The organism is Helicobacter pylori (assembly GCA_008032955.1).
GTDB lineage: Bacteria > Campylobacterota > Campylobacteria > Campylobacterales > Helicobacteraceae > Helicobacter > Helicobacter pylori_DC.
Genome location: CP032046.1, coordinates 809,553 through 822,097 on the forward strand (window position 1 = coordinate 809,553; position 12,545 = coordinate 822,097).

Genomic DNA, 12,545 nt, shown 5'->3' on the forward strand with positions numbered 1-12,545 from the left:
CATGAATAACCCTAATTTATCCTTTTATTATAATGAGTGCGAGCGTTTTGAAAGCTTTTTAAACCACCATCATTTACACCTTGAAAGCTTCCACCCTTATTTGGAAAAAGCCTTTTTTGAAATGGTGCTCAATGGAGGCAAAAGGTTCCGCCCCAAGCTTTTTTTAGCCGTGCTTTGCTCTTTAGTGGGTCAAAAAGATTATTCTAACCAACAAACAGAATATTTTAAAATCGCTTTAAGCATTGAATGCTTGCACACTTATTCGCTCATCCATGACGATTTGCCATGCATGGATAACGCCGCTTTAAGGAGAAACCACCCCACTTTACACGCTAAATACGATGAAACCACAGCCGTTTTAATCGGCGATGCGCTCAACACCTACTCTTTTGAATTGCTTTCAAACGCTTTATTAGAAAGCCCTATCATTGTGGAATTAGCCAAAATCTTAAGCGCTAATGGGGGGATTAAGGGCATGATCTTAGGGCAGGCTTTGGATTGCTATTTTGAAAACACGCCCTTAAATTTAGAACAGCTCACTTTCTTACACGAGCATAAAACCGCTAAATTGATTAGCGCAAGCCTGATGATGGGGCTTGTTGCAAGCGGTATTAAAAATGAAGAGCTTTTAAAATGGCTTCAGGATTTTGGGTTAAAAATGGGTCTTTGTTTTCAAGTGCTAGATGATATTATAGACGTTACACAAGATGAAGAAGAAAGCGGTAAAACCACTCATTTAGACGGCGCTAAAAACAGCTTTGTGAATTTGTTAGGGCTAAAAAAGGCAAACGATTACGCCCACACTTTAAAAACAGAGATTTTAAACGATTTAAATCTACTAAAACCCACTTATCCTTTATTGCAAGAAAATTTAAACGCATTATTGAACACTCTATTTAAAGGCAAGACATGAAAAAATTTTACTCACCAATGATGATGGCTACCATGCAAAAGGCATTAAAGCTTTAGAACAAGCTTTAGAAGAAATGGCAGAAATTTATGTGGTCGCCCCCAAGCATGAAAAAAGCGCATGCTCGCAATGCATCACTATCACTGCGCCTTTAAGAGCGGAGAAAATTAAGGGCAAAGAAGGCCGGCATTATAGGATTGATGATGGCACGCCAAGCGATTGCGTGTATCTGGCGATCAATGAGCTTTTTAAACATGTTTGTTTTGATTTGGTGATTTCAGGGATCAATCTTGGCTCTAACATGGGCGAAGACACGATTTATTCGGGAACGGTGGCCGGAGCGATTGAAGGCACGATCCAGGGCGTGCCTTCCATTGCGATTTCTCAAATCCTTTCTAACAAAAACAAAAACACTCCCTTAAGTTTTGATCTAGCTCAAAAGATCATCCAGGATTTAGTCCAAAATGTTTTCACCAAAGGCTACCCCTTAAAGGGGCGCAAACTCCTGAATGTGAATGTCCCTAATTGCTCCTTACAAGAATATAAGGGCGAACGCATCACCCCTAAGGGCTATAGGCTGTATAAAAAAGAAGTGCATAAGTGTACAGACCCCAAGAATGAAAGCTATTTTTGGCTAGGGCTACACCCCTTAGAATGGCAAAAGCGCGAAAATGAAGACAGACTCTCTGATTTTGACGCTATTGCTTCAAACCATGCCTCTATCACGCCTTTAAATTTAGATTTAACCAGTTATGATGATCTAAAAAGCTTGGAATCTTGGCATGAGGGAATGTTAAAGTGAGTAAAAATCACCGCTTGGCTTTTTTAGGGCTAATTGTTGGGGTGTTTTTTTCTTTAATGCATGCCAGCACCGCCTGCACATGGGGTATTATTCAGAAGTTACAGGGGATTATTTGTTCAACTATAATTCCACTATCGTGGTGGCTTATGACAGAAGCGATGCGATGACTTCTTATTATATCAATGTGATTGTTTATGAATTGCAAAAATTAGGCTTTTATAACGTCTTCACGCAAGCGGAATTCCCACTAGATAAAGCCAAAAATGTGATCTATGCGCGCATTGTCCGTAATATCTCGGCTGTGCCGTTCTACCAATACAATTACCAACTGATTGATCAAGTCAATAAGCCTTGTTATTTTCTTGGGGGGCAGTTTTATTGCTCCCAAACCCCTACGGATTATTACGCTATCAATGGCTTTAGCGAGCAAATTTTAATGAGCACTAATTCGCATTTTATTTTGGATTGGTATGATGTGGTGTTGCAAAAACGGGTTTTATATGTGGATGGGAGCGTGAGCGGGAGAACTTGCGGCTATCAGATGCTTTATAGGGATTTGATTAAAAGCACGATCAAACGCATTGATTTTAACCGCCCTGAACGCTACTACTACAATTTAAGACTGCCCCTTTATCAGCCATGTTATAGGCAATGAAATGGTTATCAGGCGATTGTATAAATTTTGCGCTAGCCATGTGGTGCGCAATTGCTCTTCTTTAAAATGCGCTCAAAATATCCATGGGCATAATTATGAAGTGGAGGTTTTTATTGAAACCAACCGCTTAGATAGTGCGAACATGGCATTAGATTTTGGACTGATGCAACAAGAAATGCAAGTTTTCATTGAGTCGTTTGATCATGCCCATCATTTTTGGGATAAAGAAAGCGTTGAGTTCCAGCGTTTTATAGAAAATCATTGCACGCGTTATGTGAAATGCTCGTTTAATTTGAGTGCGGAGAGTTACGCCCTCATGTTTTTATACTACCTGACAAGGATTTTACAAAAAAGCGTTTTTTCTAATGATGAAGGGGAGTTAAAAATCTCTAGCGTGCGCGTGCATGAGACTAAAAACGGCTATGCGGAGAGCTTTTTAAAAGATTTAGAAAACCCACACTTTAAATCTTTAGTGCATGATCATTGCGTCTCTTTTTCACAAGGCATTCAAAATTTGTGGCATGATAAGGACTTTTTCCATAAAATCATTAGCGATGAAGAAAAATGCTTTTTTCATGCTAAGCCCTTACACCAAATCCCATGAAACTCCCGGTCGTTGAGAGCTTTTTTTCCTTACAAGGTGAAGGAGAAAGGATAGGCAAGCCCAGTCTTTTTTTACGCTTAGGGGGGTGTAACCTTTCATGCAAGGGCTTTAATTGTAAAACCCCATTCAATGATGAAATTCTAACAGGTTGCGATAGCTTGTATGCGGTGCATCCTAAATTCAAAACATCTTGGGATTATTACAATGAGCCTGAATCTTTGATTGAACGATTAGAGGATTTAGCCCCTAATTATAAGGATTTTGATTTCATTCTTACAGGCGGGGAGCCAAGCTTGTATTTTAATAACCCTATTTTATTGAGCGTTTTAGAGCATTTCCACCATAAAAAAATCCCTTTATTTGTAGAGAGTAATGGCTCTATTTTTTTTGAATTTAGCCCTATTTTAAAAGAATTGCATTTCACCCTAAGCGTCAAACTCTCTTTTTCTTTGGAGCAAGAAAGCAAGCGGATCAACCTTAAAGCCCTACAAAATATCTTAAATAACGCTAAAAGTGCACATTTTAAATTTGTCCTGGATAGCCAAAACGCCGCTCAATCTATCGCAGAGATTCAAAGCCTTTTGAAACAACTCTCCTTAAAAAATAATGAAATCTTTTTAATGCCCTTAGGCACAACCAATAACGAGCTAGACAAAAACCTAAAAACCCTAGCCCCCTAGCCATAAAGCATGGTTTTAGGCTGAGCGATAGGCTCCATATCCGCTTGTGGGATAATCAAAAAGGGTTTTAAAAAGTTAATCATGACCATCAAAGTTTTTTCGCCCAAATACCCCACTGAATTAGAAGAATTTTATGCTAAGCGCATCGCTGACAACCCTTTAGGGTTTATCCAACGCTTGGATCTTTTGCCCAGTATTAGCGGGTTCGTTCAAAAACTGCGCGAGCATGGCGGGGAATTTTTTGGAATGAGAAAGGATAAAAAGCTCATTGGGATCTGCGGGCTTAATCGTATCAATCAAACAGAAGCCGAGCTGTGCAAATTCCACATGGATAGCACTTATCAATCTCAAGGGCTAGGTCAAAAACTCTATGAGAGCGTGGAGCGATACGCTTTTATTAAAGGCTATACTAAAATCTCTCTGCATGTGAGCAAGAGTCAAATCAAGGCATGCAACCTCTATCAAAAGCTGGGTTTTGTGCGCATCAAAGAAGAGGATTGCGTGGTGGAGTTGGGCGAAGAGGCTTTGATTTTCCCTACTCTTTTTATGGAAAAGATTCTGTCTTGATTGGTGCATCCATTTGACACATGCCCAAGCGATGACTTTAACTATCAAACTTTGATTAACACAGCCTAATTAACGCTAAATTAGCCCTAAAACGAACGCTTGTTTTGAAAATTTTGTTTCAATATGAAACACTAATCCCTTGTAAAAACTTTAAATTGTGAAAAATAAATAAACCATCCCCTTAAATTGTATAATAAAGGCGCTATAAACTAAAAAGAGATAACCATGAGAAAACTATTCATCCCACTTTTATTATTCAGCGCTTTAGAAGCGAACGAGAAAAATGGCTTTTTCATAGAAGCCGGGTTTGAAACTGGGCTATTAGAAGGCACGCAAACGCAAGAAAAAAGACACACCACCACAAAAAACACTTACGCAACTTATAACTATTTACCCACAGATAGCGTTTTAAAAAGAGCGGCTAATTTGTTCACAGACGCTAAATCCATATCACAATTAACATTTTCATCCTTATCCCCTATTAAAGTATTGTATATTGGTGGTAAATTAACTATAGAAAATTTCTTACCTTATAATTTAAGCAATGTTAAACTGAGTTTTACAGACGCTCAAGGCAACACGATTGATCTAGGGGTGATAGAGACTATCCCCAAACACTCTAAGATGGTTTTGCCTGGAGAGGCATTTGATAGCCTAAAAGAGGCGTTTGATAAAATTGGCCCCTATACTTTCTTTCTTCCAAAATTTGAAGCCACTAGCACTTCTGTTTCTGACGCTAACACGCAAAGAGTGTTTGAAACGCTCAATAAGATTAAAACAAATCTGATAATGAAATATAGTAATAAAAATCCAAGCAATTTCAACACTTGTCCTTACAATAATAATGGTAATACCAAAAATGATTGTTGGCAAAATTTCACCCCACAAACCGCAGAAGAATTCACCAATTTAATGTTGAACATGATCGCTGTCTTAGACTCCCAATCTTGGGGCGATGCGATTTTAAACGCTCCTTTTGAATTCACTAACAGCTCAACAGATTGCGATAATAATCCTTCAAAATGCGTAAATCCCGGAGTAAATGGGCGTGTTGATACTAAAGTCGATCAACAATATATACTCAACAAACAAGGTATTATTAATAATTTTAGAAAAAAAATAGAAATTGATGCGGTTGTTTTAAAAGATTCAGGGGTTGTAGGGTTAGCCAATGGATATGGTAATGATGGTGAATATGGCACATTAGGAGTAGTGGCTTCTGCTTTAGATCCTAAAAAACTCTTTGGTAATGACCTTAAGACTATCAATTTAGAGGATTTAAGGACCATTTTGCATGAATTCAGCCACACTAAGGGTTATACTCATAACGGGAACATGACTTACCAAAGGGTGCCAACCGGTCAAAGTGAAAATGGCAAACCAAAAGATTCTGATGGCCTCCCTTATAATGTGTGTTCGCTTTATGGGGGTCAAGGTCAGAGCGCTTTCCCTAGCAACTACCCTAATTCCATCTATCACAATTGCGCGGATGTCCCAGCTGGGTTTCTAGGGGTAACGGCAGCGGTTTGGCAGCAACTCATCAATCAAAACGCTTTACCGATCAACTACGCTAACTTAGGGAGTCAAACAAACTACAATCTAAACGCTAGTTTGAACACGCAAGATTTAGCCAATTCCATGCTCAGCACCATTCAAAAAACCTTTGTCACTTCTAGCGTTACCAACCACTATTTTTCAAGTGCTTCACAGAGTTTTAGAAGCCCTATTTTAGGGGTTAACGCTAAGATAGGCTATCAAAACTACTTTAATGATTTCATAGGGTTGGCTTATTATGGCATCATCAAATACAACTATTCTAAAGCCCTTAATCAAAAAGTCCAGCAATTGAGCTATGGTGGGGGGATAGATTTGTTGTTGGATTTCATCACCACTTACTCCAATAAAAATAGCCCTATAGGCGTTCAAAGAAACTTTTCTTCATCTTTTGGTATCTTTGGGGGGTTAAGGGGCTTGTATAACAGCTATTATGTGTTGAACAAAGTCAAAGGGAGCGGCAATTTAGATGTGGCTACTGGGTTGAATTACCGCTATAAGCATTCTAAATATTCTGTAGGGATTAGCATCCCTTTAGTCCAAAGAAAAGCTAGCGTCGTTTCTAGTGGTAGCGATTACACGAACTCTTTTGTTTTTAATGAAGGGGCTAGCCATTTTAAGGTGTTTTTCAATTACGGGTGGGTGTTTTAGGGTGAGAATATTAGAGAGCTTGATTTTAATCAAGCGATAATCTCATTGCGATGCACTTCATAGGGAGCTAGGGGGGGTTTTAATGAGATTGCAGAGGGGAATATAATATCCCCCCACCCCATTAAGAGTTTTACAACAAAATGAAATCTAAAACGATAAGTTTAAAAATTTTTGAATGTTAAGAATTCCATTGCCACCAAAATCCACCAACACTAAGCGTTAAACCCTTACAACAAATAGCGCTAAAACACCCCATTAAAACTTAAATAATAACGCTTCCTTTTTTAGCTTTTTCTCTTTTTTCCACGAAATTCTTCTATATTTTTAATTCTAGGGTCAATATGATTTTTTTAAAATATGGTTTAATGAAAATCGGCTCAATCTTGGTTGAATGATTCAAAAGTTTGCGCTTCTTTCATGCTGTGGGCGACACTTCGTGTTGGGGGTTAGATTTGTTGTAAATTGGCGCCATTAAAAGCGATACGATAAAAGCGATTAAAGCAACCACAAAAATATAAAAGCTCAAACCATAACTTTGCAAGCTTTCAGGCGCTGCTATGGCTTTTGCGTTTAACCAGCTTGAAAGTTGAGGGGTAAAGCCAGCGGTTATAGCATAGGCTATGTTATAAGCGAAGGAAATCCCACTAAAACGGATTTTGGCACTAAACACATCGCTCATAAAAATGGGGCAAAAATTCATAATACCCGCGCAAAAGCACGCTAAAAAGTATAAAACTATGGTATTTACTAAACTTGGCGCGTTAGAATAAAATTCTTTAAAGAATAAAAAGCCAAAAAAGGCAAAGGCTACACTAAAAGCCATGCAAACTTTGTGCGGTTTGATTTTATCGGCTAAAAACCCGGTTAAAATAATAGAACTTACAATACCAACAAGTCCTAAAATTTGAAAATAGGTTTTTTCAAACGGAGTGAAATTAAAATTAGGATGCGTAAGGGTAAAATTGGGAACAAAAAGGATAAAAATCAAAATACAAGCGGTTAAAACCCAAGTGATAAGCATGGAGATTGATATACCAAAGAGAGAGTTTTTAAACACCTCTTTAAGCGGGAATTTGACTAAGGCATCGTCCTGCTTCATTTGCTGAAAAACAGGAGTTTCTTCTAAAAAGCGTCTCAAATACACAGAAATGATACCAAAAATCCCTCCAAGCCCAAAGGCAACCCTCCAAGCCCAATCTTCAACAACAGGCTTGTCAAAAACCATATAAATCCCAATATAAACCAAACTCCCAAGCAAAATCCCAGAAACTACGGAAGCGGTTAAAAAACCGATATAAGTGTTTTTTTGGCCTTGCGGAGCATGTTCATGGACAAAAACCCAAGCGCCAGGCAATTCACCACCCACAGCAACGCCTTGACAAATCCTAACAAGCACCAAAAAAACAGGAGCTATGTAACCAAGATAATGAGCGTTTTTAGGGGTAAGCCCCATGCTATCCACGCCAAAACCCACCAAATCATTAAAAGTTGGCATCAAAGCTAGCGCAAAGGTTGGGATTACCATTAATAAAATAGAGAGCATGAACATGTTTTTACGGCCGAATTTATCCCCAAAGTGGGCCATCACTATGCCACCAAGTGGGCGCGCCAGATAACCTGCGGCAAAGATACCATAAGTGTTGATTTCAGACCAGATAGGGCTAAGCGTGTTCGGGAAAAAGTGTTTGGCAATGATGCTTGTAAAAAATACAAAGATGATAAAATCGTAAAATTCTAAAGCCCCACCAAGCGAAGACAATCCTAAGATTTTTATCTCTTTTCTGCCTAAATATTTCATTAATTACCCTTTCAATTATCCTTTCACTAAGGCTATCGCCCTATTTTAAATTTTTCATTTTGAAACTAAGATTGATAAAATTAATATAGCTACCTTACACCTTAAAGGAATTTTTTTAGATAATAAGCAGTAAATGAAATTTATTAGCACTCAAAAAGCGGGCTATTCTATCTTTTTTATCATTAAACACCACTTAAACGAGTTTAAATTTTGTTTACTTATTCTGTTAAAACGCTTTACTTGATTCTATCAGCCAAAAAAACACTCCTATTAAGACTTGGGTAATAACGCTTCCTTTAATGTTTTAATGATAGCTTCTTCTCTTTTTTCACGAAATTCCTTTATATTTTCCCACTCTAATTTTAAATTAGGATCAATATAATTTCTTTTTTTATACTCTTCTATGGCTTGTTGATTATCTTTATATTCTTCTTTGAGCCACACCTCATGGTCTTTATCCTTTTTAGCAATATTCTCTGCACCTTCTAAAAGCTGGAGATTAAATAAATAATTCCCACACTTATAGAAATCTTTATCCAATTTTTTATTTTCCTTTTTAAACTTGGACTTTGGATAAATATGGTCTATATGAAAAGTGGTGGTTTTGTAGTTCAGGTGTGGGTATAAGATTTGTAAAATAGGAAAGACTAAAGCATGGCTACTAGAACACATCATTTCTTCTATCGCATCGTTAGTGATTTTTAAAGGGCTTGTTTGGTGTTTGGCTAAATTGTGGTTGAATGATTCAAAGGTTTTCACATCCTTCATGCTATTGGCTATGTTGTTTAATTTTGTATCCGTTGAAGGAGTGAAAGCATAGCACAAATGTTAGTCTTAAGAGCCTACCAAGAGCCACGCTTGAGAATATTATGCATGCGTGAAACACAAAACACCATAGCCGACAGCGTTAAATCTATATTAGAGAAATGGATACATTCACTAGATTTAAGCGATGAATTTAGGATTAAAACCGATAAGATAGAAGCTAAAAATGGAAGCACCTTTTTATTCAAAGGCATGCAAGAATACAACGCAGGAAACATTAAATCCATAGCCGACATTAACATTACTTGGATTGAAGAGGCGCAATATTTTAGCGAGCGTTCATGGGAGTTATTAGTGCCTAGCGTGATAAGAGCCAAGACCCCCAAGATTATATTATCGCTAAACCCTACAACCGCAGATGACATTGTCTATAAGACCTTTATAGGCAACATCCCACCACCTAAAAGCTATGTTAAATGCATCAATTACTACGATAACCCTTTTTTTAAAAATAGCGCCCTAGACGAAAAAAGAAAACACGATGAAAAAACGATGCCCTACACCGAGTATCAGCACACATGGTTAGGTGCGTTACGAACCAAGAGTGATATAAGCATTTTTAAAAACATAGATTTCAGGTGTGATGAGGTTTATTTAAGATATAATTATATACAGCTATTAATCGCATGCGACCCCGCCACGACTAATAAAGACTATTCTAACGAATATGGCGTGGTGGTAATGGGATTAAAACATGACGGCGTAATCCATTTGATAGAGCATCTAACTAATACAAAAAACATTGACAAATATAACTAATTTATGATAAAATAGCCACATAATTAAATTAAGGAAAGCTTGTGTATTCGCCTGCTAAGTTTGCTAGTATGATAGGTAAATCTGTTAGGACTTTACAACGATGGGATTTAGAGGGTGTTTTTGTCGCTCATCGTAATCAAAAAAATAGGCGTTTTTACACGCATGATCAATACTTAGAATATCTAGGTATTAAAGCTAGTGAAGATAAAGCAAAGATAGTGGTTTATGCTAGAGTGTCTAGCGCTAATCAAAAACAAGATTTGCAAAATCAAATTGAAGCCTTAGAAAAATTTTGTCTTGCCAATGGCTATGCGGTGAGTGAATGGTGTAATGAGATAGGGAGTGGGTTAAACTATAAGAGAAAGATTTTTAACCGAATTTTGGAAGAAATTGAAATGGGAAAAATCTCTAAATTGGTTATCGCTCATAAAGATAGGTTTGTGCGTTTTGGTTTTGAATATTTTGAAAGCTTTGCTCAAACTCATGGCTGTGAAATTATTATAATGAATCAGATCTCTTTAAGCCCTGAAGCTGAGATGACACAAGATTTATTGAGCATTATCCATTGTTTTAGTTCTAGGCTTTATGGCTTAAGAAAATACAACAAAGAAATTAAAGAACATCTTAAAAATCAAGAATGATGCTAGTTACAAGAATACTCTATGCCAAAAATATCAATAAAGGTAAGTTAAAAGCGTTAAACGAACAAGCCCAAATTTTAGGAAAATTGCGTTCTCAAATATGGCAAGAATATGGGGCTTTAAAATGTTTGAATACGAGCGATAGAAAAATTAGAGATTTATGGGTTAAGGAAAAAAGGGAATTTAAAGTTTTAGCTAACGCTTGGAAAGAGACTTTAAGAGATAGCTTCAATAACATCAAGCTCTATTTGGAAGCGGCTAAAACTTCTATTAAAAAAGACATATTCAAACACTATAAAACCAAAGAAGAGCAAAAAGAAGCCTTTATCCAATTAAAAAAAGATGAATGGCTAAAAGATCATTTTTTACACAGAAAAATGAGAAAAGCTTTCAAGCATGGTAAAAATTCTGTTTTCAATCAAATCATTGTCCGCAGCGATGACTACAAAGTTTTTGAATTGAACAATCAATGTTGGATCTCTATACCCTCTTTAATCAAAAACAAAAGGATTAAAATCCCTTTAAATACCACAATGGAATACAAACCTAGTGGCACTTTAAGACTGATTATAAAAAACAAGGTAGTGGAAGTTCATAGTTCTTATGAAAAAACAGATAATCGCACTTGTGGGAATGAAATAATAGGCATTGATAAGGGTTATAGTGAAGTCTTTGTAACAAGCACTAACGAATTTTTAGGGAAGGATTTAGGTAAAATCCTCACCCAATACAGCGACAAACTAAAAGTCAAATACCAACGAAGAAACAAGTTATTGGCGCTGATGAAAAAAGCTCAAAAAAACAATCAACTTGAAAAAGCTAATCGTATTTTTAAAAACAATCTAGGCAAAATTAAGCAAAACAAAGAAGATCATAAAGTCAAACAAAGATTAAAAACCCTTATTTACAACGCTTGCCATCAAGTAGTGGATAAGGCAAAGGTGGTTGTGTGTGAAGATTTAAAAGAAAACTTTTCAAAAAACACAAGCTATGGCAAAAACACTAACAGAAGACTCAATTCTTGGGTTAAAGGTTTAATAGCAGACGCTTTAAAAAATGTAATAGCGTGCAGAGGTTCTGCATTGCATTTAGTCAATCCTGCATACACTTCGCAATGCGATAGCTTTTGTAACAACCTTTTATTAGGGCGTCGCAAAAGCAATACTTTTTACCTATTTAATGGGGGAACTATTCAGGCTGACTATAATGCTGCTAGAAACATTTTAGCGAGATACTTTGACAAAGAAATTAAAAAGAATACACCTTTTAATGCGGTTAAAGAAATCTTACTAAAACGGACTGATAGCTATCGCTTGACTACTGTGCAAGCAAGGCTTTAGTTGCAAATGAAAAACTTCATTTATCAACAAAGTGCGAATTACTTTAATACATGGGCATTTGTCTATGTTTTAAGGAACAGGATGCTAGCGGTAATTATAGCCCTAATGAGTTTTGTCAAAGAGTGAGTGAATTGTATCGGCGCTATAAAGCCGAAATGGTGGTGATAGAAACTAACAATGGGGGCGACTTTTTAACACATTCTTTGGTGAAGTAAGGGATAATGTATGATTGATATTGTGCGTATTCTTTTTCAAACGCTTCTAATTGCGCGAGATTGATTAGCCTTTTTTGTTGGTATTGTTGTTTTTCATAAGCGTTAGTTTTGTCTTTGCATTGTTCTTGCAGCTCTGGGTTATGGAAATCAGAGCAGCTAAAACGACGCTCTTGTTTTTGAATGATGGGCGTTAAAAGAGTGTTTAAATAGGCATCGTTTCTTTTAAAGCACTTATCTTTTAAGCCTTCATTAGTGAAATCACCGCATTGATATTGATCAATCTTTTTAGTGATAATCGGTTCAATAAGCTCTTCTTGAGCCTTTAAGCATTGCTCTATTCCATTGTATTTTTTAGGGAAAGACCCCATTTCTTTTTGGCAATCGTATTTTGGGTTATTTTTAGCTTTAGTCAAATGGTCGTTTAAGATTTGCTTATCTAAAAACGCGCACCCGCTCACGCCTAATCCCATTAAACATGCTAAGCTCAACGCTCTCAATTTTAAAAGTCTTGTTTTTTCCATTTAAGTTCCTTGGTATGAAAATT

General features: G+C 36.8%; 8 protein-coding genes and 6 pseudogenes. 11 read left to right on the plus strand and 3 right to left on the minus strand.

The window, feature by feature from the left end:
- Position 1: 1 nt before the first annotated feature.
- The 7 genes and pseudogenes from D2C72_03885 (at position 2) to D2C72_03915 (ending at position 6,423) form a co-directional block, all read left to right on the plus strand.
- Entirely contained in the window at positions 2–913 is a 912-nt protein-coding gene (locus tag D2C72_03885; protein QEF43503.1) for a polyprenyl synthetase family protein, read from the plus strand.
- A gap of 4 nt (positions 914–917) precedes the next feature.
- Positions 918–1,712: a 5'/3'-nucleotidase SurE gene (surE, locus tag D2C72_03890; protein QEF43504.1), complete on the plus strand. Its 795-nt coding sequence runs from the start codon at positions 918–920 to the stop codon at positions 1,710–1,712.
- A pseudogene (locus D2C72_03895) lies at positions 1,709–2,367 on the plus strand (hypothetical protein). The gene surE and the pseudogene D2C72_03895 overlap by 4 nt, the downstream one beginning before the upstream one ends.
- 1 nt (position 2,368) lies before the next feature.
- Positions 2,369–2,971: a 6-pyruvoyl tetrahydropterin synthase family protein gene (locus tag D2C72_03900; protein QEF43505.1), complete on the plus strand. Its 603-nt coding sequence runs from the start codon at positions 2,369–2,371 to the stop codon at positions 2,969–2,971.
- Positions 2,968–3,722: pseudogene (locus tag D2C72_03905) on the plus strand (7-carboxy-7-deazaguanine synthase QueE). The gene D2C72_03900 and the pseudogene D2C72_03905 overlap by 4 nt, the downstream one beginning before the upstream one ends.
- Before the next feature lie 10 nt (positions 3,723–3,732).
- On the plus strand, positions 3,733–4,218 hold the full coding sequence (locus tag D2C72_03910; protein QEF43506.1) for a GNAT family N-acetyltransferase: 486 nt from the start codon (positions 3,733–3,735) through the stop codon (positions 4,216–4,218).
- A 225-nt stretch (positions 4,219–4,443) separates the two neighbouring features.
- Positions 4,444–6,423 (plus strand): hypothetical protein, encoded by a 1,980-nt coding sequence (locus D2C72_03915; protein ID QEF43507.1) that lies wholly within the window; start codon positions 4,444–4,446, stop codon positions 6,421–6,423.
- A 415-nt stretch (positions 6,424–6,838) separates the two neighbouring features.
- On the opposite strand, the gene D2C72_03920 is transcribed toward D2C72_03915, so the two are convergent.
- Together D2C72_03920 and D2C72_03925 are read right to left on the minus strand one after the other, a co-directional pair.
- Positions 6,839–8,221 carry an MFS transporter gene (locus D2C72_03920; GenBank protein ID QEF43508.1) on the minus strand — a complete coding sequence of 461 codons (1,383 nt, stop codon included), beginning with the start codon at positions 8,219–8,221 and terminating at the stop codon, positions 6,839–6,841.
- 270 nt (positions 8,222–8,491) lie between these two features.
- Positions 8,492–9,034: pseudogene (locus tag D2C72_03925) on the minus strand (DUF262 domain-containing protein).
- Between the two features lie 12 nt (positions 9,035–9,046).
- On the opposite strand from D2C72_03925, the pseudogene D2C72_03930 reads away from it, so the two are divergent.
- The 4 genes and pseudogenes from D2C72_03930 to D2C72_03945 all read left to right on the plus strand — a co-directional run bounded on the left by D2C72_03930 (position 9,047) and on the right by D2C72_03945 (position 11,992).
- A pseudogene (locus D2C72_03930) lies at positions 9,047–9,766 on the plus strand (PBSX family phage terminase large subunit).
- A gap of 80 nt (positions 9,767–9,846) precedes the next feature.
- Entirely contained in the window at positions 9,847–10,446 is a 600-nt protein-coding gene (locus tag D2C72_03935; GenBank protein QEF43509.1) for an IS607 family transposase, read from the plus strand.
- Positions 10,443–11,786 (plus strand): transposase, encoded by a 1,344-nt coding sequence (locus D2C72_03940; protein ID QEF43510.1) that lies wholly within the window; start codon positions 10,443–10,445, stop codon positions 11,784–11,786. The genes D2C72_03935 and D2C72_03940 overlap by 4 nt, the downstream gene beginning before the upstream one ends.
- 77 nt (positions 11,787–11,863) lie before the next feature.
- Positions 11,864–11,992: pseudogene (locus D2C72_03945) on the plus strand (PBSX family phage terminase large subunit).
- On the opposite strand, the pseudogene D2C72_03950 reads toward D2C72_03945, so the two are convergent.
- Positions 11,968–12,522, minus strand: a pseudogene (locus tag D2C72_03950) (hypothetical protein). The pseudogenes D2C72_03945 and D2C72_03950 overlap by 25 nt on opposite strands.
- Between the last annotated feature and the right edge of the window lie 23 nt (positions 12,523–12,545).